Annotated in this window: 20 protein-coding genes and 1 tRNA gene; 8 read left to right on the top strand and 13 right to left on the bottom strand. The window is 69.1% G+C overall.

The annotated features are described in order from the left end of the window. Nucleotide 1: 1 nt before the first annotated feature. The gene (locus ABZ934_RS17665; RefSeq protein WP_361313657.1) at nucleotides 2-1816 is read right to left on the bottom strand and encodes a 5'-nucleotidase C-terminal domain-containing protein; all 1815 of its coding nucleotides are present in this window, start codon (nucleotides 1814-1816) and stop codon (nucleotides 2-4) included. A gap of 128 nt (nucleotides 1817-1944) precedes the next feature. Between ABZ934_RS17665 and ABZ934_RS17660 the strand changes: the two genes are divergently transcribed. Then, on the top strand, nucleotides 1945-2667 hold the full coding sequence (locus ABZ934_RS17660) for an SIMPL domain-containing protein (RefSeq protein WP_361313654.1): 723 nt from the start codon (nucleotides 1945-1947) through the stop codon (nucleotides 2665-2667). A 155-nt stretch (nucleotides 2668-2822) separates the two neighbouring features. After that, nucleotides 2823-4250 carry a pyruvate kinase gene (gene pyk / locus ABZ934_RS17655; RefSeq protein ID WP_361313651.1) on the top strand — a complete coding sequence of 476 codons (1428 nt, stop codon included), beginning with the start codon at nucleotides 2823-2825 and terminating at the stop codon, nucleotides 4248-4250. An 86-nt stretch (nucleotides 4251-4336) separates the two neighbouring features. Here the strand turns inward: pyk and ABZ934_RS17650 are convergent, their stop codons facing one another. Beyond that, the gene (locus ABZ934_RS17650) at nucleotides 4337-4846 is read right to left on the bottom strand and encodes a GNAT family N-acetyltransferase (protein WP_361313648.1); all 510 of its coding nucleotides are present in this window, start codon (nucleotides 4844-4846) and stop codon (nucleotides 4337-4339) included. Between the two features lie 65 nt (nucleotides 4847-4911). On the opposite strand from ABZ934_RS17650, the gene ABZ934_RS17645 reads away from it, so the two are divergent. Both ABZ934_RS17645 and ABZ934_RS17640 read left to right on the top strand, forming a co-directional pair. Further along, the gene (locus ABZ934_RS17645) at nucleotides 4912-5373 is read left to right on the top strand and encodes a MarR family transcriptional regulator (protein ID WP_361313646.1); all 462 of its coding nucleotides are present in this window, start codon (nucleotides 4912-4914) and stop codon (nucleotides 5371-5373) included. 36 nt (nucleotides 5374-5409) lie between these two features. Further along, nucleotides 5410-6090 (top strand): hypothetical protein, encoded by a 681-nt coding sequence (locus ABZ934_RS17640; protein ID WP_361313643.1) that lies wholly within the window; start codon nucleotides 5410-5412, stop codon nucleotides 6088-6090. Here ABZ934_RS17640 and ABZ934_RS17635 read toward each other — a convergent pair. Both ABZ934_RS17635 and ABZ934_RS17630 read right to left on the bottom strand, forming a co-directional pair. Continuing rightward, complete coding sequence (locus ABZ934_RS17635; protein ID WP_361313641.1) at nucleotides 6023-6799, bottom strand: helix-turn-helix domain-containing protein; 777 nt, start codon at nucleotides 6797-6799, stop codon at nucleotides 6023-6025. The genes ABZ934_RS17640 and ABZ934_RS17635 overlap by 68 nt on opposite strands. 85 nt (nucleotides 6800-6884) lie before the next feature. Beyond that, a tRNA-Leu gene (locus ABZ934_RS17630) sits at nucleotides 6885-6967 on the bottom strand. Nucleotides 6968-7059: 92 nt separating this feature from the next. Here ABZ934_RS17630 and ABZ934_RS17625 point away from each other — a divergent pair. Further along, the gene (locus ABZ934_RS17625; RefSeq protein WP_361313638.1) at nucleotides 7060-7713 is read left to right on the top strand and encodes a response regulator; all 654 of its coding nucleotides are present in this window, start codon (nucleotides 7060-7062) and stop codon (nucleotides 7711-7713) included. Nucleotides 7714-7783: 70 nt separating this feature from the next. On the opposite strand, the gene ABZ934_RS17620 is transcribed toward ABZ934_RS17625, so the two are convergent. The 8 genes from ABZ934_RS17620 to ABZ934_RS17585 form a co-directional block, all read right to left on the bottom strand. Further along, complete coding sequence (locus ABZ934_RS17620) at nucleotides 7784-8500, bottom strand: ABC transporter ATP-binding protein (protein ID WP_361313636.1); 717 nt, start codon at nucleotides 8498-8500, stop codon at nucleotides 7784-7786. Next, a complete protein-coding gene (locus ABZ934_RS17615; RefSeq protein ID WP_361313633.1) occupies nucleotides 8497-9507 on the bottom strand; it encodes an ABC transporter ATP-binding protein in 1011 nt (336 codons plus the stop codon). Before ABZ934_RS17615 ends, ABZ934_RS17620 begins: the two co-directional genes overlap by 4 nt. 4 nt (nucleotides 9508-9511) lie before the next feature. Beyond that, on the bottom strand, nucleotides 9512-11242 hold the full coding sequence (locus ABZ934_RS17610) for a branched-chain amino acid ABC transporter permease (protein WP_361313630.1): 1731 nt from the start codon (nucleotides 11240-11242) through the stop codon (nucleotides 9512-9514). Between the two features lie 5 nt (nucleotides 11243-11247). Then, nucleotides 11248-12180, bottom strand: a complete 933-nt coding sequence (locus tag ABZ934_RS17605) for a branched-chain amino acid ABC transporter permease (protein ID WP_361313627.1) — start codon at nucleotides 12178-12180, stop codon at nucleotides 11248-11250. Between the two features lie 112 nt (nucleotides 12181-12292). Beyond that, a complete protein-coding gene (locus ABZ934_RS17600; RefSeq protein WP_361313624.1) occupies nucleotides 12293-13528 on the bottom strand; it encodes a branched-chain amino acid ABC transporter substrate-binding protein in 1236 nt (411 codons plus the stop codon). A 531-nt stretch (nucleotides 13529-14059) separates the two neighbouring features. After that, nucleotides 14060-14476, bottom strand: a complete 417-nt coding sequence (locus tag ABZ934_RS17595; RefSeq protein ID WP_361313622.1) for a hypothetical protein — start codon at nucleotides 14474-14476, stop codon at nucleotides 14060-14062. 156 nt (nucleotides 14477-14632) lie between these two features. Further along, on the bottom strand, nucleotides 14633-15127 hold the full coding sequence (locus ABZ934_RS17590) for a hotdog fold thioesterase (RefSeq protein WP_361313619.1): 495 nt from the start codon (nucleotides 15125-15127) through the stop codon (nucleotides 14633-14635). 58 nt (nucleotides 15128-15185) lie between these two features. After that, nucleotides 15186-17456, bottom strand: coding sequence for an FdhF/YdeP family oxidoreductase (locus ABZ934_RS17585; protein ID WP_361313617.1), 2271 nt, complete (start codon nucleotides 17454-17456; stop codon nucleotides 15186-15188). Between the two features lie 145 nt (nucleotides 17457-17601). Between ABZ934_RS17585 and polA the strand changes: the two genes are divergently transcribed. Continuing rightward, nucleotides 17602-20322 (top strand): DNA polymerase I, encoded by a 2721-nt coding sequence (polA, locus tag ABZ934_RS17580; protein ID WP_361313614.1) that lies wholly within the window; start codon nucleotides 17602-17604, stop codon nucleotides 20320-20322. 57 nt (nucleotides 20323-20379) lie between these two features. On the opposite strand, the gene ABZ934_RS17575 is transcribed toward polA, so the two are convergent. Further along, a complete protein-coding gene (locus ABZ934_RS17575) occupies nucleotides 20380-21264 on the bottom strand; it encodes a DUF4184 family protein (RefSeq protein ID WP_361313611.1) in 885 nt (294 codons plus the stop codon). Between the two features lie 148 nt (nucleotides 21265-21412). On the opposite strand from ABZ934_RS17575, the gene ABZ934_RS17570 reads away from it, so the two are divergent. Next, on the top strand, nucleotides 21413-22660 hold the full coding sequence (locus ABZ934_RS17570) for a lytic murein transglycosylase (protein ID WP_361313608.1): 1248 nt from the start codon (nucleotides 21413-21415) through the stop codon (nucleotides 22658-22660). 76 nt (nucleotides 22661-22736) lie between these two features. Then, nucleotides 22737-22877, top strand: a complete 141-nt coding sequence (locus ABZ934_RS17565; protein ID WP_361313605.1) for an SPW_0924 family protein — start codon at nucleotides 22737-22739, stop codon at nucleotides 22875-22877. Nucleotides 22878-22883: the final 6 nt, after the last annotated feature.

Raw genomic sequence — 22883 nt, 5'->3', positions numbered from 1 at the left:
ACTACGGGAAGACCGGCACCCCGGCCCGCGTCAACCGCCAGTCCACCGACGCGAAGGCCGCCGGGTCGATCGTCCCCTTCGCCTTCACCCACTGGATGATCGTCGTGCGGATCTCCTCCGAGTTCGACCACACCTGCTCGGCCCGCGGGACGTGCGGGAAGTTCCCCCCACCCGAGGCCCGGTAATTGTTCACCGCGAACACGAACCGCGCCGCCGGATCCAGAGCCTTCCCCCCGAACGACAACCCCGTGATCCGCGACCCCACCGGCTGCGCGATGTCGATGTCGTACGTCAACCCGTACACCGCGTCGTAGTTGTAGTCCGGGACACCCTCCGCATTCGTCAGCTTCACCGGATCCACCACATCACCCGGAGCGGTACGCACGTAATACCGCGCCGAGAACTCCAGGTAGTCCCTCACCTGCGCGCCGGTCAGCACCCGCGCCTCCAGCGTGTTCTCGAACGGATACAACCCCGCCGCATCCTTGATCGTCACCCGACCCGCCGGGATCGACGCCGTCCGCGAGAAACACGAAGCCTGCGACAGCACCGGCAGCGAAGCCCACTCCGTGCCCGCCAGAGCCGCCTTCACCGTCTCCACCTGCACATGATTGATCAGGTCGATGATCGGAACGTCCTTCACCGGACCCTCCGACGAATCCATCGCCCCCGTCGACGTACCGATCACCTGGTTCACGTACGCGACGACCTTGCGGTGCTCGTCCGACAACAACCGCGTGATCTTCGGATCCTCCACCGCCGTGTTCGAGTTCACCACCTGCGCCGCGACCCGCGACACCGACCAACGGCCCCCCTCCCACACCAGATCGAAGTCGAACAACGTCAGCCGCTGCCCCCACTTCAACGGCTCCGACAGCACCACGTCCTTACCGGTCGCCTTGTTCTTCACCCGGTACTCCGGGATCTCCGTGTGCGCGTGCCCCACCAGGATCGCGTCGATCCCCGGCACCTGCTCCGCCACCAACCCGGCCGCGTTCTCGATGTACGGCAACTGGTCCCCGTAGCTCGACGTACCGCTCGACCCCGAATGCGCCGCCACGATCACCACGTCCGCACCCATCGAACGCAGCCTCGGCACGTACTTCGCCGCCTGCTCCTCCAAACCCGGGAACGTCATCCTCCCCGCCACGTTCGCCTTGTCCCAGATCGCGATCCCCGGGTTCGTCAACCCCAACACCGCCACCTTCACGTCCCGCCCGTGCGGAGTGCACAACCGGTGCACGCTGTACGGCGGGAACGCGGGCCGCAACGACTTCGCGTCCAACGCGTTCGCCCCCAGCAGCGGAAAACGACACTGCTCCTGGAACTTGCGCAACACCGGAATGCCGTAGTTGAACTCGTGATTGCCCAACGCCGCCGCGTCGTACCCGATCGCGTTCATCGCCTGCGCCATCGGATGCACCGGACCCCGACGCGCCGTGATCGGATCCACCTTCGCGTAGTAGTACGCCAACTGCGTGCCCTGGATCGTGTCGCCGGCGTCGATCAACAGCGTGTTGCCACGCCCCTTGCGCGCCCGCACCTGCTCCACCAGCGTGGAGATCTTCGCCAGACCGACGTCGTTGTGCGCCTTGTCGTCGAACTCCTTGTCGGTGAAGTAGTCCCAGTTGAAGACGTTCCCGTGCAGGTCGGTCGTCCCCATCACCGTGAACGAGTACGTCCGCTGCCCGGACGACCCGCCGGTCGCGGCCCCGCCCACCGCGGCCGCGGCCGGGGCGCCCGCAGCCCCCGTCAACGCCACGGCCGCACCGGTCGCGGCCGAAGTACCCAGAAATGTCCTGCGGTCGAACGCCATGCCATCTCCCCTTTCGAGCATGAACAACGCGCGTAGATTCTGACCCACCGGTCACCAGGCGCAACACCCCCGGCACGGTTTCCATCCGATGACCACACCCCCCACGAACGCGATGCGAGAGTGGATCCATGACTCACGACGCCACCCGGACACAAGACACCACACACCAGCCCTACGGAACCCCCGAAGTCCCCCGCGTCGCCGTCCGCGGCGAAGCCCGACTCGAAGTCGACCCCGAGATCGCCCGCATCGGCATCACCGTCAACGCCCGCGGCACCGACCGCCGCACCGCACTCGAAGACCTCACCCGCCGCAACAACGCCGTACTCGACCTCGTCAAGAGCTACGGCGAACCCGTCGAAAAACTCGAAACCGGCGCCTTCTCCATCACCCCCGAACTCACCCGCCACGGCCGCGCCGAACGCGTCCGCGCCTACCACGGCCGCGTCCACATCACCGCCGAACTCAGCGACTTCACCACCCTCGGCGAACTCACCACCCGCCTCGCCGACCTCGAACTCACCCGCGTCGACGGCCCCTGGTGGGCCCTGCGCCCCACCTCACCCGCCCACGGCCAAGCCCGCCGCCAAGCCGTACTCGAAGCCGTCCAACGCGCCCGCGAATACGCCGAAGCCCTCGGCGCCCACCTCGCCGCCCTCGTCGAACTCGCCGACCTCGGCGCCGAGAACGCCACCCCCTTCCCCACCGCCCCCGGCTCCGGCATGCGCACCATGGCCTACGGCGCCCCCGCCGAAGACGCCGGCGCACCCCCCCTCGACCTCGAACCCCAACGCCAGACCGTCTACGCCCAAGTCAACGCCCGCTTCACCATGACCCCTCCCCAGCTCTGACCGCCCCGGAAAACCCCCTCAACACCACCCCGGGGGTGCTCATCGGAGCACCCCCACGCACATTCAACAAATGTCAACAACCTTTTGCCGAACGGTTGTTGATCGGTCACCCGGAACCAATTTCCTACTCTCTGGTAGGGGCATACGCTCGCTCCATGCGCCGAGCGAAAATCGTTTGCACCCTGGGGCCCGCCACCGACTCGTACGACCAGATCAAAGCCCTGGTCGAAGCCGGAATGGACATCGCCCGCTTCAACCTCAGCCACGGCACCTACGCCGAACACGAGGAGCGCTACCAGCGCGTACGCAAGGCATCCGACGAGACCGGCCGCAGCGTCGGCATCCTCGCCGACCTTCAAGGCCCGAAGATCCGCCTCGGCCGCTTCCACGAAGGACCCGTACTCCTTGAACGCGGTGACGAATTCACCATCACCGTAGAAGACCACGAAGGCGACCGCCACACCTGCGGCACCACCTACAAGGGCCTCGCCGCCGACGTCACCACCGGCGAACGCATCCTCGTAGACGACGGCCGCGTCACCCTCCAGGTCACCGGCGTCGACGGCCCCCGCGTCCACACCCTCGTCATCGAAGGCGGCATGGTCTCCGACCACAAGGGACTCAACCTCCCCGGCGTCGCCGTCTCCGTCCCCGCCCTCTCCGAAAAAGACATCGACGACCTCCGCTGGGCCCTGCGCGTGGGCGCCGACATCATCGCCCTCTCCTTCGTCCGCAGCGGCCGCGACATCGAAGACGTCCACCGCGTCATGGACGAAGAAGGCCGCCGCCTCCCCGTCATCGCCAAGATCGAAAAACCCCAGGCCGTCGACAACATCGACGACATCGTCGCCGCATTCGACGGAATCATGGTCGCCCGCGGCGACCTCGGCGTCGAAATGCCCCTCGAACAAGTCCCCATCGTCCAAAAGCGCGCCGTCAAACTCGCCAAGCGCAACGCCAAACCCGTCATCGTCGCCACCCAAATGCTCGACTCGATGATCGACAACTCCCGGCCCACCCGCGCCGAAGCCTCCGACGTCGCCAACGCCATCATCGACGGAACCGACGCCGTGATGCTCTCCGGCGAAACCAGCGTCGGCAAACACCCCGTCGAAACCGTCCGCACCATGGCCCGCATCGTCGAAGCCGCCGAAGAAGACATCCTCGCCAAGGGCCTGCCACCCCTCACCGAACGCAGCAAACCCCGCACCCAAGGCGGCGCCGTCGCCCGCGCCGCCGCCGAAATGGGCGACTTCCTCGGCGCCAAGTTCCTCGTCGCCTTCACCCAGAGCGGAGACACCGCCCGCCGGCTCTCCCGCTACCGCTCACCCATCCCCCTCCTCGCCTTCACCCCCGACCCCGCCACCCGCTCCCAACTCAACCTCACATGGGGCGTCGAAACCTTCCTCGGACCCCACGTCGAATCCACCGACGCCATGGTCGACCAAGTCGAAGAAGAACTCCTGCGGATCGGCCGCTGCGTACCCGGCGACATCGTCGTCATCACCGCCGGCTCACCCCCCGGCGTCACCGGCTCCACCAACCTCGTCCGCGTCCACCACATCGGCGACGCCGTCAGCTGACCCCACCAAGCCGACAGCCCCGCCCCCGGCCCACCGAGCCAGGGGCCGCGAAAACCCCGCCGGGAAGACCCCCGGCGGGGCGACCCTCACACCAGATCAGCCCGGAGATCAACGGCCCAATGGTTGGCCGCCAAAACCCGCCCCGCGAACTCCACCTCCCGCGCGGCCACGAACCGGAAGCCGAGAGACCGGCAGATCCCGTTCGAAGCACCATTGCCCACCGCCGGAAACGCGTGCACCACCCCCCAACGACCGTCCTCCCGCGCCTCTTCCAGCACCACACGGACGGCACGCTTCCCCAGACCCCGCCCCTGGAACTCCGGCAGGACCATCCACCCGATCTCCGACACCGGCCCGTCCGCCGAATCGTGAGACCACAGCGTCACCGACCCCGCCACCACCTCCGGCACAGCCGGATCAGGCACGATCATCCTGATCCAATCGGCATCCGCCGCAGCCCTCAGCACATCCCGCGCGACCTTCCCCGCCATGCCCTCACGCGGCAACGGCCCCCCGAGATCCGCCATCATCACCGGATCACACCGCATCCGCACATACGCCTCCACATCCCCCAACTCCACGTTCCGCAACAACACGCGCCCTCCTCCACATCGCCACCACACCTTGACCTCAACCAAACTTGAGGTCCTACCTTCACCGCATGGACATCAAGCCCTACCCCCAAGAACAACTCGCCACCCAAGCCATCGGCTACTGGAGCCACGAAACCGCCCACCACGTCATCACCGGCCTGCGCACCGCCCTCGCCGAAGAACACCTCACCCAACCCCACTGGTGGATCCTCAACCACGTAGCCGGCGCCCCCGGCGCCTGGACCCGCACCGCCCTCACCGCAAAACTCACCCGCTTCGACGACCAGAACACCGACTTCGAAACCGTCTACGACGACCTCACCACCCGAGGCTGGCTCACCACCACCCACGACACCCACACCCTCGCCCTCACCGTCGAAGGCGAAGCCGGCCGCCTCCGCGCCCACGACCGCAACGCCGCCGTCCACGCCCGCATCCGCCAAGGCATCGACGACCCCACCTACGCCGCCACCATCGACACCCTCCGCCGCATGGTCGCCAACCTCGGCGGCAACGCCGACCTCCCCTGACCCCCGCTGTCAGAACCGGCCGCTACCGTCCGGCCCATGGGCTTCACCAGCGCTTGGGCCATCAGCGGCCACACCGACGACACCATCGCCGAACTCACCCCCCGGCTCCTGCCCGCCCTACGCGCCGACAGCGGCCACCCCGACGCCCAACGCCGATGGCGCCAGTGGCAACGGGCACCCCTCCCCGACCGCCACACGTGGCACGAGGCCGACCGCGCGGCCGTGGACTCCTTCTACGCCCTCACCGCACCCGGCCACCACCTCGACGACGTCTGCGCCGGCATCACCGACCCGACCTTCTACGTCGTCGACGACGTCTGGGAGGGACAGGAGCAGGACGGCATCTTCGTCTCGATCCACCGCAAGGACTACGCCGTCACCTCCCTCTTCCATGCCATCGGACCGACCCGGGCGGCCCTCCTCCCGGGCTGGTGCGGCAACTTCCTCCTCACCGCCGCCCAGGTCCACCAGGCCCAACCCCGCGTGGAGCGGGCCCTGACCTTCACCCCGCCCGAGCGCGCCTCGCCGAAGACCGGGACTGGCTCGACTACGCGAAGGACGAGGAAAGCGTCCTCGACGGCCCCCTCCGCGTCTGGCGCACCGCCGCCGAGAGCAACCTCGGCCTCTGCGGCGTGGCGGTCCACCTCGACTAGTGCTTGGGCCCGATGTGCGCGTCCATCAACGCCACCGACGCCTTGCGGGCGACGGAGACGTTGAAGGGGTCACTGCCCCGGGCGAGGATCGTGTACTGCACGCCGACCTTGGTGAGGGTGTCCGTACACAGCCGCCGGATGTCATCGGACTTGTTGGTGAAGAAGTACCGCGGGTACTCGTAGCGCTTCCCGTTCCGCACGGTCCAGTTGGTGACCCGACACCCGTCGGAATGGATCAGCCCCCGCAGGAACTCCCAGGGGTGGGCGTCCACGATCTCCTGCTGCCACCTTTCGAGGGCGATCCGCCGCTCGTGCTTCTTGCCGGGCCCGTGCTGCGGGAAGAGGCACGCAAGGTGCATTGAGTACACCTTGACGTTGTGACAGCCGACCTTACGGACCCGGCATACCCGATTGAACGGAAGCACCCGTTGCATGGCTCGCTCGGCGGAGTCCATGAGGCCGGGCCATCGGTCGTCGCAGGTGATCATCAGGTTGGGCACTCGGTGACCTGAGTAGCGACTTATGTGGCCGTCACCCAGGTAGAGGCCCAGTAGATACGCGTACGCGTGTGTGTCGAGCGCGCTGCCGTCGCAGCGGGGGCAGTCCGGTTTATGGGAACCGGGGCACTCGCCCCGCTTTGCACGGTCCATGTGTTTCCAGTAGCCGACGGTGCCCGGCGGGACGTCGAGGCTCCGTGCCACATCGGCATTGCGTGCTCCGCCGCGCAACAGGGCGACCGCCGTTCGGCGGACTGTGGGGCTGTGAAATTCCATGTCGCCACTTTGCGTGACGACTCGTGCCTCCGGGTAGCAAAGAGCGGACGTTCACGCGAAGGTGAACGTCCGCTTTTCGGACACGTACCGGGTGCGGGATTCGAACCCGCACGTCCTTTCGGACAGATGTGTTTGAGACATCAGCGTCTGCCATTCCGCCAACCCGGCGAGGTTGCTGGTGGGAGTCTACCTGGTGACCATCGCGGACTTCAGCTAGGTAGGCTCATCTCAGCAGCAGAGCCCGCAACGAGGAGCCACCCGTGACCGCCGAGCACGAGTCGACGCCCACGCCCGACGCCGACCAGTCGCACGTTCCGCCGCTGACGACCCGCGTCGTCATCGCCGAGGACGAGGCGCTCATCCGTCTCGACCTGAAAGAGATGCTCGAAGAGGAGGGCTACTCGGTCGTCGGTGAGGCCGGGGACGGCCAGGCCGCCGTCGAGCTGGCCCGGGAGCACCGGCCCGACCTGGTGATCCTCGATGTGAAGATGCCGGTCCTGGACGGGATCTCCGCAGCCGAGAAGATCGCGGAGGAGTCCATCGCGCCGGTCCTGATGCTGACCGCGTTCTCGCAGCGCGACCTGGTGGAGCGGGCCCGGGACGCCGGTGCCATGGCGTACCTGGTGAAGCCGTTCAGCAAGAGCGACGTCGTCCCGGCCATCGAGATGGCCGTGTCGCGTTTCGCGGAGCTGAAGGCGTTGGAGAAGGAGGTCGCGGATCTTTCGCTGCGGCTGGAGACTCGCAAGTTGGTGGATCGGGCGAAGAGCATTCTGCAGACGCAGTACGGGCTGACGGAGCCGGCGGCGTTCCGGTGGATCCAGAAGACCTCGATGGATCGTCGTATGTCCATGCAGCAGGTCGCGGAGGCGGTCATCGAGGACGCCGAGGAGAAGAAGCAGAACGCCGCCCAGTAGGGCGTGGAACGTGTGTGAGGCCCGTCACCGGATCGGTGGCGGGCCTCACGTGTGTCTGCGCGGGGAGGGGTCAGTCCTCGCCGAGGTATGCCTTGCGGACGTCCTCGTTGTGCAGGAGTTCCTGGCCGGTGCCCGAGAGCACGATCTTGCCGATCTCCATGACGTGGGCCTGGTCGGCCAGGGAGAGGGCGGCCTGGGCGTTCTGCTCGACGAGCAGGATGGTGGTGCCGGTGGCCTTGAGTTCGACGATCGTGGCCATGATCTTCTGCATCATGAGCGGGGAGAGGCCCATGGAGGGCTCGTCCAGCATGAGCAGTTTGGGTTGGCACATGAGGGCGCGGCCCATGGCGAGCATTTGCTGTTCGCCGCCCGAGAGGGTGCCGGCGGCCTGCTTGCGGCGCTCTCCCAGGATGGGGAAGAGGTCGTAGGCGCGCTGGATGTCCTTTTCGATGCCGTCCTTGTCGGTGCGGAGGAACGCGCCGAGTTGGAGGTTTTCGGTGATCGTCAGCCGGGGGAAGATGTGGCGTCCCTCGGGGGAGTGGGCCAGCTTCATGGCGACGATCTTGTGGGCGGGGACGTTGGTGAGGGGTTTGCCGTCGAAGGTGATGGTTCCCGCGGTGGGCTTGAGGAGCCCGGAGAGGGTGCGCAGGGTGGTGGTCTTGCCGGCGCCGTTGGTGCCGACGAGGCAGACGATTTCGCCTTCGTTGACTTCGAAGGAGATGCCCTTGACGGCTTCGATCTTGCCGTAGGCGACTTTGAGGTCTTCGACCTTGAGTAGCGTGGTCATTTGGCCTCTCCTTCCGTGCTGGTGGTGCTGGTGGTGCTGGTGGTGCTGGTGGTGTCGGGCGCGTCGGCGGCCGTTTCGGTGTCGGCTGCGTCGGTGTCCGCTGCGTCCGGGGCGGAGGTGGTGTCCGCTGCGTCCGCGTCGGAGGCGGCGTGGGCTTCGGCGGCCTCGACTTCGGCGGCTTCGGCTGCGCCGGGGTCGCCTTCGAAGGGTTCGCCGAGGTAGGCGGCGATGAGGCGTTCGTCTCCTTGGACTTCGGCCGCGGTGCCTTCGATGAGCTTTTCGCCTTGGACGAGGCAGGCGACGCGGTCGCAGAGGTTGAAGATGAAGCGCATGTCGTGCTCGATGACGAGGACGGCGATGCCCATGTCGCGGATGGCGAAGATGAGTTCTTCGGCGGCGCGGGTTTCCTGGGGGTTCATGCCGGCGGTGGGCTCGTCGAGGAGCAGGAGGCCGGGGTCGCTGGCGAGGGCGCGGGCGATTTCGAGCTTGCGCTGTTCGCCGTAGGGGAGGTTCTTCGCCAGGTGTTGGGCCTTGTGTTCGAGGCCGATGAAGGCGAGGAGTTCCATGGCGCGGGCTTCGCTCGCGGCTTCGGCCTTCTTGAAGCCGGGGCCGCGTACGAGGGCGGACCAGAGGCCTTCCTTGGTGCGGGTGTGGCGTCCGACGAGGACGTTCTCCATGACGGTCATGTTGGAGAAGAGTCGGATGTTCTGGAAGGTGCGGGCGATGCCGGCTTTGGTGACGAGGTGGGGCTTGGGGGGCAGGACGGTGCCCTTGTAGCTGACGGTGCCCTCGGTGGGGACGTACAGCCCGGTGAGGCAGTTGAAGAAGGTGGTTTTGCCGGCGCCGTTGGGGCCGATGAGGCCGACGATTTCGCCCGCGTTGACTGTGAGGTCGACGGAGCGGACGGCGGTGAGGCCGCCGAAGCGCATGGTGACGCCGCTGGCTTCGAGGACGGTTTCGCCGGTCGGGGTGGCGGCGGCGGTGGTGGTTTCGGTGGTGTTCGTCATGGTGTTACGCCCCCGCCTTGGCGGTGGCCAGGTCCGTGGGGGCCTGGTCAGCGGTGTCGTCGTGGTACTCGAGTTGCGCGCGCTTGTTGGCGATGAGGCCTTCGGGGCGGAAGCGCATGAGGATGATGAGGGCGATGCCGAAGCCGAGGAGCTGGTAGTCCTGGAGGAAGGACAGCTTGGCCGGGATCAGGAAGAGGAGGGAGGCGCCGAGGAGGGGGCCGCGGATGGTTCCCATGCCGCCGAGGATGACGGCGGCGAGGAGGAAGGCGCTGTTCGGGGGCACGGGGCCGGCGAACTGGTACATCTCGGGGACCACGGTGTGCTGGACGTGGGCCTGCACGGTGCCGGCGAGGCCGGCGAGGGTGGCGCCGAGGGCGAAGGCGATGAGTTTGACGCGGAAGCCGTTGATGCCCATGGCGGTGGCGGCGGTTTCGTCTTCGCGGATGGCGACCCAGGCGCGTCCGATGCGGCTGCTGCCGGCTCGGCTGAAGACGATGACCACGAGGACCATCACGAGCAGCATGAGCAGGTAGTAGTTGGCGTAGGCGCCGAGTTCGATGCCGAAGACGGTGTGGGCTTCGCCGAAGTTCCAGCCGAAGAGGTCGAGGTCGGGGATGTTGGTGATGCCGTTGGGCCCGTTGGTGATCTTGGGGCCGGAGACGCCGTCGAGGTTGCCCATGGCGATGCGGAAGATTTCTCCGAAGCCGAGGGTGACGATGGCGAGGTAGTCGCCGCGCAGGCGGAGGGTGGGCGCTCCGATGATGACGCCGAATACCAGGGAGGCGAGGGCGCCGGTGAGGACGGCGGCCCAGAAGGGGAACTGGATGTGGAAGGCGGAGGAGGTGCTTCCGGAGACCAGGGCGGCGGTGTAGGCGCCGACGCCGAGGAAGGCGACGTAGCCGAGGTCGAGGAGGCCGGCGAGGCCGACGACGACGTTGAGGCCGAGGGCGACGGTCGCGAAGATGAGGATGTTGACCGCGAGGAGGGTGTAGGTGTCGCCGCCCTGCTGGGTGAGGGGGAAGGCGATGGCTGCGACGAAGGCGGCGATGACGGTGATCTGCCGGTTGTTCGCGGTGATCGCGGTGAGTCGGGCGTTGAGGCCGGACTTGGTGAGGGCGTAGGCGGCGAAGCCTACGAGGATGAGGTAGGCGGTGAAGAGCTGCGGTTCCTTGTCGTCGGTGCCGATGCCGAAGGTGACGACGTAGAGGCCGAGGGCGAAGACGCCGACGATGATGAGGATTTCGGTCCAGGAGGACAGCTTCTTGGCCGGGGCCGGCTTGCGGGTGTCGTCGGGGAGCTTGTACGCGGCGAGGGCCGGGACGAGCGTTGCGACGACGGCGATGTAGGCGCCCGCTTCGAGGTTGACGAGGCCGCCGAGGACCCACGCGATGGCGAGGACGGTGTAGAGGGCGGTCGCGAAGGTGCCGAGGGCGAGGATCCACAGGGCTTTGCGGGAGCCGGCGGGGGTGAGCCAGCCGAGGCCCTTGACGCCGAGGGCGGAGAGGGCGTGCAGGGCGGTCAGGACGGCGCCGAGCAGTGTGAGGATCTGGAGGGGGGCGGGGTTGCCGTAGATCGTCAGGTCGCCGGGGAACCGGGTGGTCCAGGTCCAGGCGAGGAAGGTGGAGACGATCGCGAGGAGGCTGCCGCCGATGATCGTGTAGTGCAGGGCGGTGCGGGAGGTTGCGGCGGTTTCGCCGGCCGCGGTGGGCTCTATGGTGATTGCTTCGTTGGTCATGGTTGTCACGCCCGATCCGCGACGCGTTCGCCGAGCAGGCCTTGTGGCCGCACGAGGAGGACGACGATGAGGAGTACGAAGGCCCAGACGTTGGACCAGGCGCCGCCGCCGAGTTGCTGCATGCCGGGGATGTCTTCGATGTAGGCGATGGAGAGGGCTTCGGCGAGGCCGAGGACGATGCCGCCGACCATGGCTCCGTAGATGTTGCCGATGCCGCCGAGGACGGCGGCGGTGAATGCCTTGAGGCCGAGGATGAAGCCCATCTCGAAGTTGATCTGGCCCTTGTCGAGGCCGTAGGCGACGGCGGCGACGGCGGCGAACGCGGCACCGATGGCGAAGGCCATGACGATGATGCGGTCGGTGTTGATGCCCATCAGCTTGGCGGTGTCGGGGTCCTGGGCGGTGGCCTGCATGGCGCGGCCGCTGCGGCTCTTCTGGACGAAGATGCCGAGGGCGAGCATGCAGAGCGGCGCGAGGATGAGCACGAAGGCGTCGGAGCGCTGGATGGAGAGGTTCGAGGTGATCTTGAAGGCCGCGCCGGTGAACTCGGGGAAGCTGACGGCCTTCTTGGCGTCGGGGTAGAAGCCCCAGACGAGCTGCTGAAGGACGATGGACAGGCCGATCGCGGTGATGAGCGGGGCCAGTCGGGGGGCGTTGCGGAGGGGGCGGTACGCGAACCGCTCCGCGGCGGTGGCAACGGCTACGGAGGCGAGGGCGCCTCCGACGATCATGAGCGGTATCGCCACCAACAGGGAGGTTCCGCTCGGGAGAGCGGTGTAGATGGTGACGGCACCGAAGCCGCCGATCATGAAGATCTCGCCGTGGGCGAAGTTGATGAGCTGGACGATGCCGTAGACCATGGTGTACCCGATGGCTATGAGGCCATAAAGGGCACCGAGGGCAAGGCCGTTGGCCAGCTGTTGCGGCAGTTCGTGCACCGCAGGGCCTCCGATGAGCGTGTCGGATATGACTCCGCGCGAGGGCGCTGTTTGCGCCCTCGCGCGGGCTGGTTCAGGTGGTGGTGTGGGTCAGGCGGTCGGAGCGTTGGTGTTACTGGTTGAAGGTCTCGCTCTTGACGTCGACCCAGTCGGCGCCCTGGGCCTTGTAGACCGTGAGCTGCTTGTTGGTGGTGTCGCCGTACTCGTCGAAGGCGACCTTGCCGGTCACGCCGTCGAAGGAGACCTTGCCGAGGGCTTCGACGACCTTGGCGCGGGCGTCGGCGGGCAGCTTGCCGCCGTTGGCGGCGACGGCGGCCTTGACGGCCTGGATGACGGCCCAGCCGGCGTCGTAGGAGTAGCCGCCGTAGGCCGCGTACGGGTCCTTGTAGCCGGCCGCCTTGTAGTCGGCGATGAAGGTCTTGGCGGTGTCCAGCTTCTCGACGGGGAAACCGATGGAGGTGGAGAGGTCGCCGTCGTTGGTCTCGCCGGAGGCGCTGATGAAGGCGGGGTCCTTGACTCCGTCGCCGCCCATGAGCGGGATGTTGGCGCCGGCCTTCTTGATCTGGTCGGAGAGCAGGCCGCCCTCGGGGTACTGGCCGCCGAAGTAGACGGAGTCGGCGCCGGAGGACTTGACCTTGTCGGCGGTGGAGGAGAAGTCGGTCTCCTTCACGGTGATGTGGTCGGTGCCGACGACCTCGCCGCCGAGGCGCTTGAACTCGTCGGAGAAGATCGCGGCGAGGCCGGCGCCGTAGGTCTGCTTGTCGTCGACGACGAAGACCTTCTTCTTGCCGGCGTCCTTGAAGAGGTACTGGGCGGCGAACTTGCCCTGGACCACGTCGGTGGCGGCGGTGCGGAAGTAGGTCTTGAAGGGGCGCTTGAACTCGCCCTTGCCCCAGTTGTCGCCCTGGCTGAGCGAGGGGTTGGTGTTGGCGGGGGAGACCTGCGCCAGGTTGGCGGCGGCGAAGACGCCCTGCATGGACTGGGAGACGCCGGAGTTGAGCGGGCCGACGACGCCGAGGACGTCCTTGTCGCCGACGAGCTTGGTGGCGTTGGCCTGGCCGGAGGCCGGAACTGCCTGGTCGTCGAGGGCTTCGACCTTGAATTCGATGCCGGGGACTTCGTTGTTCTTGTTGGCCGTTTTGGCCGCGAGGTCGACGGAGTTCTTGATTCCCTGGCCGAGCGCGGAGAGCGAGCCGGTGAGGGGGGCGTCGACGCCGATGACGACGACGGTCTTGGAGCCGTCGGCCTTGTCCCCGCCCTTCGCCTCGTCGCGCGATCCGCAAGCGGTGAGGGTCAGTGCTCCCGTGGTGATCACGGTGGTGAGGACGAGCAGAGAACGGTGTCGCACGATTCTTCCTTTCCCTGGCGCGGCCCCCTCAGATGAGGTGCCGTTGGGTCGCCGGGCCGCACTGGGATGTTCACGGCCGTGCTGGTCGCGCCTTGCGGCGCGGTGACTGGCCGTGACTCTAGGCGGGGGTGGCGAGTGCGGGGAGCGGAGAAAGGAGGATGTGACTGTCTTGTTATGCCAAGGCCAAGAATGTGTGGTGGGAGTGTGGACAGATCGGACGTTTGGCCACTTCCGAGAACGTCCGCATGGTGAGAATTGATAGCGCCTCTAAGGCGCTTGAGGGGCTCATGCTCCTGTCATGGGGGTGGTCGTGCGGAATGTCGCGGTGTGTGTCCGAAAGAATCCGGGCGGTGCCATTCCGCCGGGGAAAAAGGGGATTCTGTGGGGCGTGTGCATTACTCACGGTAATTGAGCTTCTTGATCCACTTCGCTCCCGTGGATCTTCGGGATCGGCGCGCACCCCATGCGACCTGCGGTTCCGTCCTCGCGTCGGGGGTGCCCGGAAGGCGGACAGTGAACGCGGGATTCCGGTCACTGGGGGGAGTGGTCGGCCTCGCTCGGCGGTCGCCAGTTCTCGGAGCTCCACGTCGCCCCGTTCTGGGCCGCGCAGCGCTGCGCGACGACGCGGTCGACGAGCTCAAGTGCCTTGTTCAGTCCGGCAGTTCGCTCCTCGGCCCGGCCGGCGGCGACGGCGTCCTCGTGGATCGCGTACTGCTCGTTGGACAGGCCCTTCTGTTCCCAGTCGAGCCCGGCCCATTTGCTGCCCTTGAGCGTCTCCTTGGCCCAGTACGAGACCAGGCTCGTGCAGATCTGGGCAGGTGAGTCGGGGGTGGGTGACGGCTGGGTCGGTGGGGTGCGGGGGGCGGACGCGGTGCAACCGGAGAGGGCGAGCGCCCACAGGAGGGCGGCGGCGCCGTACCGGACGGCCATGCGTGGCGGGGTGCCCATGGGAAGGACGGTAGGCGGTCACCTTCGGTGACACAACAGTCGCGGGCGGAACGGGTGCGGACTGGCGGATTCCGGGCGGCCGGTGGTGCGCCGCGGGCCCGGATCCGCCCTCGCGGGGCTGGTCCGGGCCCGTGGGTGTGCTTACCACGGATGGGTTCAGGCGCCGGTTCCGGTGGCCGGGGCGGCCTCGGTGGCCGGGGCGGCGTCGCGCAGGAGGCAGGTGAGGCGGGCCGTGCAGACGCGCTTGTCCTGCTCGTCGGTGATGACGATCTCGAAGGTGCTGGTGGAGCGGCCCTTGTGGACGGGGGTGGCGACGCCGGTGACCAGGCCGGAGCGGGCGCCGCGGTGGTGCGTGCAGTTCAGGTCGACGCCGACCGCGATCTTGTTGATGCCGCCGTGCATCATCGCGCCCACCGAGCCGAGGGTCTCGGCGAGGACGGCGGAGGCGCCGCCGTGCAGGAGGCCGTAGGGCTGGGTGTTGCCCTTGACCGGCATGGTGCCCACCACGCGGTCGGCGGATGCCTCCAGGATGCGGATGTCCATGCGGGCGCCGAGGTCGCCCGCCGAGAACAGGGCCGGCAGGTCGACGCCCAGGGCCGCGTACTCGTCGAGGACCTCCTGCGGGAACTTCACTGCGTGCTGCTCGCCCATGGGCCGGCTCCGTTCGTGTGTCAACGTTCGTTAACCATCTTGTCCTGAGGTCGTTCTATCAGGCCGGTTCGAAGCGCACGACGACGGACTTGCTCGCGGGGGTGTTGCTGGTGTCGGCGGTGGAGTCCAGCGGGACCAGCACGTTGGTCTCGGGGTAGTACGCGGCGGCGCAGCCGCGGGCCGTCGGGTAGTGCACGACGCGGAAGCCGGGGGCGCGCCGCTCCACGCCGTCCGACCACTCGCCGACGAGGTCGGTGTAGGAGCCGTCGGCCAGGCCCAGCTCGGCGGCGTCCTCGGGGTGGACCATGACGACGCGCCGGCCGCCGGTGATGCCGCGGTAGCGGTCGTCGAGGCCGTAGATGGTGGTGTTGTACTGGTCGTGGCTGCGCAGGGTCTGCAGCAGCAGCCGGCCCGCCGGGACCTTCGGGTACTCCACGGGCGCGGCGGTGAAGTTGGCCTTGCCGGTGGTGGTGGGGAAGCGGCGCTCGTCGCGCGGGGCGTGGGGGAGCCGGAATCCCCCGGCGCGGGCGGCGCGGGCGTTGAAGTCCTCGAAGCCGGGGACGACGCGGGAGATCCGGTCGCGGATGGCGGCGTAGTCCTTCTCGAACTCCTCCCACGGGGTGTGCGAGGCGTCGCCGAGGACGGCGCGGGCGAGGCGGGCGACGATCGCGGGCTCGGAGAGCAGGTGGGGGGAGGCGGGCGCGAGGTTGCCGCGCGAGGCGTGGACCATGCCCATGGAGTCCTCGACGGTGACGAACTGCTTGCCGGAGGCCTGCACGTCCTTGTCGGTGCGGCCGAGGGTGGGCAGGATCAGGGCGCGTTCGCCGGTGACCGCGTGGGAGCGGTTCAGCTTGGTGGAGACGTGCACGGTGAGGCGGGCGCGGCGGATCGCGGCTTCGGTGACCTCGGTGTCGGGGGTGGCGCCGACGAAGTTGCCGCCCATGGCGAAGAGGACCTTGGCCTGGCCGTCGCGCAGCGCCTCGATGGAGCGGACCACGTCGTAGCCGTGGTGGCGGGGCGAGGTGATGCCGAATTCCCGGTCGAGGGCGTCGAGGAAGGCGGGCGCGGGCCGTTCGAAGATGCCCATGGTGCGGTCGCCCTGGACGTTGGAGTGGCCGCGGACGGGACAGACGCCGGCGCCGGGCCGGCCGATGGCGCCGCGCAGCAGGAGCAGGTTCACGACCTCGCGGATGGTGGCGACGGCGTGCTTGTGCTGGGTGAGGCCCATGGCCCAGCAGACGATGGTGCGCTCGGAGGCCAGGATCATGGCCAGGGCGCGTTCGATCTCGGGGCGGGTCAGGCCGGTGGCGGTGAGGGTCTCGTCCCAGTCGGCCTTCTTGGCGGTGGCCGCGAAGTCCTCGTAGCCGTGGGTGTGCTCGCGGATGAACTGCTCGTCGGTGGCGCCGTCGGTCTCGATGACGAGCCGGTTCAGGAGGCGGAAGAGGGCCTGGTCGCCGCCGATGCGGATCTGGAGGAACAGGTCGGTCAGGGCGGTGCCCTTGAGCATGCCGAGCGGCTTCTGCGGGTTCTTGAACCGTTCCGTGCCGGCCTCGGGCAGCGGGTTCACCGAGATGATCTTCGCGCCCGCGGACTTGGCCTGCTCCAGGGCGGAGAGCATGCGCGGGTGGTTGGTGCCCGGGTTCTGTCCGGCGACGATGATCAGATCGGCCTGGTGGAGGTCTTCGAGGGAGACGCTGCCCTTGCCGATGCCGATGGTCTCGTTCAGCGCGGAGCCCGAGGACTCGTGGCACATGTTGGAGCAGTCGGGCAGGTTGTTGGTGCCGAACTCGCGGGCGAAGAGCTGGAAGAGGAAGGCCGCCTCGTTGCTGGTGCGGCCGGAGGTGTAGAAAAGGGCCTCGTCGGGGGAGTCCAGGGCGCGCAGCTCGTCCGCGATGATCTCGAAGGCCCGCTGCCAGGACACGGCCTCGTAGTGGTCGGAACCTTCCGCCAGGTACATGGGCTGCGTGATGCGGCCCTGCTGGCCGAGCCAGTACCCGCTGCGGGCGGCGAGCTCGGACACCGGGTGCTCGGCGAAGAAGTCCGGGGTCACCCGGCGCAGCGTCGCCTCCTCGGCGACGGCCTTCGCGCCGTTCTCGCAGAATTCGGCGGTGTGGCGCTTGTCGCCCTCGGGCCACGCGCAGCCGGGGCAGTCGAAGCCGTCCTTCTGGTTGACCTTGAGGAGGGTGCGGGCGGTGCGGGTCAGGCCCATCTGCCGCTCGGCGATCTTGAGGGTGTGCACGATGGCGGGCAGGCCGGCCGCCGCGTGCTGCGGGGGCGCGACCTGCGGCGCGTCCTGTACGGGATCACCTGCGGGCGGCTTCGTGGCCATGTCGCTCCCCTTTGAGCAGTCGGGCATCGCGTCGGCGGGGCCGGGCGCGTTCGCGTACGGAGGGATCCTGTCACGCCCCGCCCGCATCCCGGGCGACGAGACCGGCCGGCCGGGATTGTCACAGGGGGCGCCTAGGATCGGAGGCGTGGCAGATTCAGCATCGAAGAAGACCGACCAGCCGACCCCAGCGGACCGCCCCCGCCTGATGCTCATGGACGGGCACTCCCTGGCGTACCGGGCGTTCTTCGCGCTGCCCGCGGAGAACTTCACTACCGCGACGGGCCAGCCGACCAACGCCATCTACGGCTTCGCGTCGATGCTGGCGAACACGCTGCGCGACGAGGCGCCCACGCACTTCGCGGTGGCCTTCGACGTGTCCCGCAAGACGTGGCGGGCGACGGAGTTCCCCGAGTACAAGGCGAACCGTTCCAAGACGCCCGACGAGTTCAAGGGGCAGGTCGAGCTGATCGGCGAGCTCCTGGACGCGATGAAGGTGCCGCGGTTCGCGATCGACGGTTTCGAGGCCGACGACGTCATCGCGACGCTGGCCACGCAGGCCGAGGCGGCGGGCTTCGAGGTGCTGATCGTCACCGGCGACCGGGACTCCTTCCAACTGGTCTCCGAGCACACCACCGTCCTGTACCCGACGAAGGGCGTCTCCGAGCTGACCCGGTTCACCCCGGAGAAGGTCGAGGAGAAGTACGGGCTCACCCCGCAGCAGTACCCGGACTTCGCCGCGCTGCGCGGCGACCCGTCCGACAACCTGCCGGGCATCCCGGGCGTCGGTGAGAAGACCGCGGCCAAGTGGATCACGCAGTTCGGGTCGTTCAAGGAGTTGGTGGAGCGCGCGGAGGAGGTCAAGGGGAAAGCCGGGCAGAACTTCCGTGACCACCTGGAGTCGGTGAAGCTCAACCGCGTCCTGACGGAGATGGTCAAGGACGTCGAGTTGGACAAGGGCCCCGCCGATCTGGGGCGCCTGCCCTACGACCGGGCCGCCGTCACCGGTGTGCTCGATGTGCTGGAGATCCGCAACGCCTCGCTGCGCGAGCGGCTGCTGGCGATGGACCCGGGCGCGGCCGAGGTGCCGGCCCCGGCCCCGGCGGCCGGGGTGGAGCTGGACGGTTCGGTGCTCGGCGCGGGCGAGCTCGCCCCCTGGTTGGAGAGCCACGCGGGTGAGGCCCTCGGCGTCGCGACCGTCGACAGCTGGGGCCTGGGCCAGGGCAACATCAGCGAGATCGCGCTGGCGTCGGCGGGCGGCCCCGCCGCCTGGTTCGAACCGTCCGAGCTGGACGAGGCCGACGAGCGGGCCTTCGCCGCCTGGGCGGCCGACGAGACCAAGCCGAAGGTCGTCCACAACGCCAAGGGCCTGATGCGGGTCTTCCCCGAACACGGCTGGACCCTCGCCGGCGTCACCATGGACACCGCGCTCGCCGCGTACCTGGTCAAGCCCGGCCGCCGCTCCTTCGCCCTGGACGCCCTGTCCAACGAGTACCTGCACCGGGAACTCGCCCCGGCCGCCGCCGACGGCCAGCTCGCCTTCGGCGCCGACGAGACCGCCGAGGCGGAGGCCCTGATGGCGCAGGCCCGCGCCGTCCTGGACCTGGGGGACGCCTTTACCGACAAGCTCGCCGAGGTCGGGGCCCTCGAACTGCTCCACGACATGGAACTGCCGACCTCCGAGCTGCTGGCGCGGATGGAGCGGGCCGGCATCGCCGCCGACCGCGACCACCTGGAGGGCATGGAGCAGCAGTTCGCGGGCGCCGTGCAGCAGGCGGTGAAGGAGGCGCACGCGGCGGTCGGCCACGAGTTCAACCTCGGCTCGCCCAAGCAGCTCCAGGAGGTGTTCTTCGGCGAGCTGGACCTGCCCAAGACGAAGAAGACCAAGACCGGCTACACCACGGACGCGGACGCGCTGGCCTGGCTGGCAACGCAGACCGACCACGAACTGCCCGTGATCATGCTCCGGCACCGCGAGCAGGCCAAGCTGCGCGTCACCGTCGAGGGCCTGGTCAAGTCGATCGCCGCCGACGGCCGGGTGCACACCAGCTTCAGCCAGACCGTCGCCGCCACCGGACGGCTGTCCTCCACCGACCCGAACCTGCAGAACGTGCCGGTGCGCACCGACGAGGGCCGCGCCATCCGCCGGGGCTTCGTCGTCGGCGAGGGCTACGAGTCCCTCATGACCGCCGACTACAGCCAGATCGAGTTGCGCGTCATGGCCCACCTCTCCGAGGACGAGGGCCTGATCGAGGCGTTCCTGTCGGGCGAGGACCTGCACACCACCGTCGCCTCACAGGTGTTCGGCGTGCAGCGGTCGGCGGTCGACGCCGAGATGCGCCGCAAGATCAAGGCCATGTCCTACGGCCTCGCCTACGGGCTCTCCGCCTTCGGCCTCTCGCAGCAGCTGAACATCGAACCCGCCGAGGCGCGCGGACTGATGGAGACCTTCTTCCAGCGGTTCGGCGGAGTCCGCGACTACCTCCAGCGCGTCGTGGAGGAAGCCCGCGCCACCGGGTACACCGAGACCGTCCTGGGTCGCCGCCGCTACCTGCCCGACCTCAACAGCGACAACCGGCTGCGCCGCGAGGCCGCCGAGCGGATGGCGCTGAACGCGCCGATCCAGGGCACCGCCGCCGACATCGTGAAGGTCGCGATGCTGCGCGTCGACCGGGCCCTCACCGAGGCCGGGCTCACCTCGCGCATGCTGCTCCAGGTCCACGACGAAATCGTGCTGGAGATCGCGCCCGGCGAGCGCAAGAAGGTGGAGGAGCTGGTGCGCCGCGAGATGGGGGCGGCCGTCGAGCTGCGCGCCCCGCTGGACGTGTCCGTGGGCGTCGGCCCGGACTGGGAGTCCGCCGCGCACTGACCCGGCCCGGCACCGCCCCGCGCCCCGGCTCCGGCCCCGGCTCCGCGTCCGTCCCCGCTACCTCGTGGGGACGGGCGTCCGCGTTTCCCCGTCGGTGCGGTGCCGGTCCCCGGCGTGCCCGCCCTCGGCGTGGCCGTCACCGCGCCGGCGGAGCCGGACCAAGGTCCCGTAGAGCAGCAGCGCCACCATCAGGCCGCCACCCGCGCCGAAGCAGACGGTCGGGATGATGTCCAGGGGCGTACGGATCCGGTCGAAGAACGTGAAGAAGCGCAGCACCCGCAGCGTGACCCCCGCCCCCACGCACACCACCGCCAGCGCGACCGCGCACCAGAGCTCCGCCCGCCCCAACGACGGCACGGACGGCGGAACCGGGGACACCGGCAGACGGCGCAGCGCCGTCACCGTGAACCACAGCAGGGCGCAGGCGGCCAGTGCCGAACTGCCGTACTGGAGGTAGGAGTAGAGGGGAAGCCCGAAGGCGAGCGGTTCACCCAACGCGGGCAGCGCGTCGGTGCCCCACCGGTCCAGGTGGGTGAAGCTGTCCCACACCACGTGCGTCAGGGAGCCGAGCACCGCCGAGAGGTAGAACCGCAGCGCGAGCGCGGGCAGTCGACGGCCCCCGCGCCACTTTTCACCGCGTACGAAGGCGTACGTCCTGCCCCGCCAGGCGCGCGGCAACAGGGCGACCAACGGCTCGCGCAGGAGCAGCCAGCAGCCCGCCAGGGCGGCGGTCAGCGCGGCGTCGGCCGTCACCACGCCGAGGAGCGAGTGGGTGAAGTCGCCGTACCCCATGACACCTTGCACGATCGCGTCCAGGAAGTAGAACGTGTCCGGGGCGAACGAACCCAGCACCAGCGCACTGGCGACCAGCGGCCCACGGGCCCGCCCGGTCCGCCGGACGGCCGGAAGTACGGCCGCCGCATGGCTGAGAGTGAACGGCATGGTGCCCCTTCCGGTCCCCGAACGGTTCGGACAGTATGCGGGTCCCGCGCAGGTCGTGGGGAATTGGTGAAGTCACCCCGCCTGTACGTGCCTTGTGCAGGCAGTTGACGTAGGGTCACGCGGACGTCGACGGGGAGGAGTCTCGCTCATGCGGGGACGAATATCGGCCCGGTTCGGTCGGCTGCGCAGGAGCGGCGCCGCCGCCCTGGTGTCCGCGCTGGTGGTGGCCGCCGTGAGCGCCTCCCAGGGGCCGGCCTCGGGCAGCGAGGACCGGGCGCCCGTCGCCGCCGGTGAGGGCGGGGCCCCCTCGGCGACCGCGTCCCGGGGCGGGGACTCCGCCTACTCCACCGAGCTGCCGCCCTCCGTCGAACCGCAGCGGTCCCAGGACCGGGCGGACCCGGGGTCGGCCGCATCGTCCGCGCCCACGGAGGCGGCCGGGCAGGCGCACACCGAGCAGGTGGCCGTCGATGACGGGGCGCAGGGCGCGCGGGGGATACCGGCGAGCGTGCTGGCGGCGTACCGGCGCGCCGAGCGGAAGATCGCCGACACCGACCCCGGCTGCGGGCTGCCCTGGCAACTGCTCGCGGCGATCGGCAAGGTCGAGTCGGGGCAGGCGGGGGGCGGCCGGGTGGACGCCGCGGGGACCACGCTGCGGCCGATCCTCGGCCCCGTGCTCGACGGCAACGGCTTCGCGAACATCTCGGACACCGACGCCGGGGCCTATGACGGCGACACCCGCCACGACCGGGCCGTCGGGCCGATGCAGTTCATCCCCTCCACATGGGCGGCGTGGGGCCAGGACGGCAACGGCGACGGCCGCCGGGACCCGAACAACGTGTACGACGCTGCGCTGGCCGCCGGGCGCTACCTGTGCGCGGGCGGCCGGGACCTGCGCGTGGGCGCCGACCTCGACCGGGCGGTGCTGTCGTACAACCGGTCCGGGGAGTACCTGAGGACCGTCCGGTCCTGGTACGCGTACTACCTGGGCGGGACGCACGAGGTCCCGGACGAAGGCGGTACGAAGGCAAGCGGCACGGGCACCGGAACCCCCTCTACCCCGGCCCCCGGGCCGACCCCCACGCCTACGCCCAGCCCCACCCCGACGCCCACACCTGTCCCGACGCCGTCCCCCACCCCGACTCCGAAGCCCACCCCCACGCCCACCCCCACGCCGACCCCGACACCGACCCCCAAGCCATCCCCGACTCCGACTCCGACGCCGACCCCGACTCCGATCCCCAAGCCCAGCCCGACATCCACCCCCGAGCCCCAGCCCACACCGAGTCCCACCTCAAGCCCTACCCCGAAGCCTTCCCCCACCCCCACCGCGAAGGCCACCCCGAAGTCCAGCCCCTCGCCCACCGCGAGCGTTGGGAGCCGGCCCGAAACCCCGTAGTCGAACGGTTCTCATCTCCGCCCCGCGTTGCTACGGTGCCCCCTCCCTGACACCCCATCAGATCCGGAGGCCCGGCATGCGCGCACTCCTCGCCGCCGCCATCGGGCTGGCCGCCGCGCTGGCCCTCGTCCTCGCCGTCACGGCGCTCGGGGTGCCCGAAGGCACGACCTCGCCCAAGCCCCTGCTCACCACCGCGCCCGCCGCGCCCGGAAAGTAGAGGAGG

The organism is Streptomyces sp. NPDC046557, assembly GCF_040645975.1.
In the GTDB taxonomy this organism is placed as follows: Bacteria; Actinomycetota; Actinomycetes; order Streptomycetales; family Streptomycetaceae; genus Streptomyces.
The sequence above is the reverse complement of the archived record's forward strand: the minus strand, read 5'-3'. Positions and strand labels throughout refer to the sequence as shown.

What these genes read in the sequence shown, in the direction of transcription:
- ABZ934_RS17570 (WP_361313608.1), top strand. Translation starts at nt 21,413, where the DNA reads ATGCGGGGACGAATATCGGCCCGGTTCGGTCGGCTGCGCAGGAGCGGC.
- ABZ934_RS17610 (WP_361313630.1), bottom strand. Translation starts at nt 11,242, where the DNA reads ATGACCAACGAAGCAATCACCATAGAGCCCACCGCGGCCGGCGAAACC.
- ABZ934_RS17565 (WP_361313605.1), top strand. Translation starts at nt 22,737, where the DNA reads ATGCGCGCACTCCTCGCCGCCGCCATCGGGCTGGCCGCCGCGCTGGCC.
- pyk (WP_361313651.1), top strand. Translation starts at nt 2,823, where the DNA reads ATGCGCCGAGCGAAAATCGTTTGCACCCTGGGGCCCGCCACCGACTCG.
- ABZ934_RS17640 (WP_361313643.1), top strand. Translation starts at nt 5,410, where the DNA reads ATGGGCTTCACCAGCGCTTGGGCCATCAGCGGCCACACCGACGACACC.
- ABZ934_RS17635 (WP_361313641.1), bottom strand. Translation starts at nt 6,799, where the DNA reads ATGGAATTTCACAGCCCCACAGTCCGCCGAACGGCGGTCGCCCTGTTG.
- ABZ934_RS17660 (WP_361313654.1), top strand. Translation starts at nt 1,945, where the DNA reads ATGACTCACGACGCCACCCGGACACAAGACACCACACACCAGCCCTAC.
- ABZ934_RS17615 (WP_361313633.1), bottom strand. Translation starts at nt 9,507, where the DNA reads ATGACGAACACCACCGAAACCACCACCGCCGCCGCCACCCCGACCGGC.
- ABZ934_RS17590 (WP_361313619.1), bottom strand. Translation starts at nt 15,127, where the DNA reads ATGGGCGAGCAGCACGCAGTGAAGTTCCCGCAGGAGGTCCTCGACGAG.
- ABZ934_RS17665 (WP_361313657.1), bottom strand. Translation starts at nt 1,816, where the DNA reads ATGGCGTTCGACCGCAGGACATTTCTGGGTACTTCGGCCGCGACCGGT.
- ABZ934_RS17645 (WP_361313646.1), top strand. Translation starts at nt 4,912, where the DNA reads ATGGACATCAAGCCCTACCCCCAAGAACAACTCGCCACCCAAGCCATC.
- ABZ934_RS17585 (WP_361313617.1), bottom strand. Translation starts at nt 17,456, where the DNA reads ATGGCCACGAAGCCGCCCGCAGGTGATCCCGTACAGGACGCGCCGCAG.
- ABZ934_RS17575 (WP_361313611.1), bottom strand. Translation starts at nt 21,264, where the DNA reads ATGCCGTTCACTCTCAGCCATGCGGCGGCCGTACTTCCGGCCGTCCGG.
- ABZ934_RS17620 (WP_361313636.1), bottom strand. Translation starts at nt 8,500, where the DNA reads ATGACCACGCTACTCAAGGTCGAAGACCTCAAAGTCGCCTACGGCAAG.
- ABZ934_RS17595 (WP_361313622.1), bottom strand. Translation starts at nt 14,476, where the DNA reads ATGGGCACCCCGCCACGCATGGCCGTCCGGTACGGCGCCGCCGCCCTC.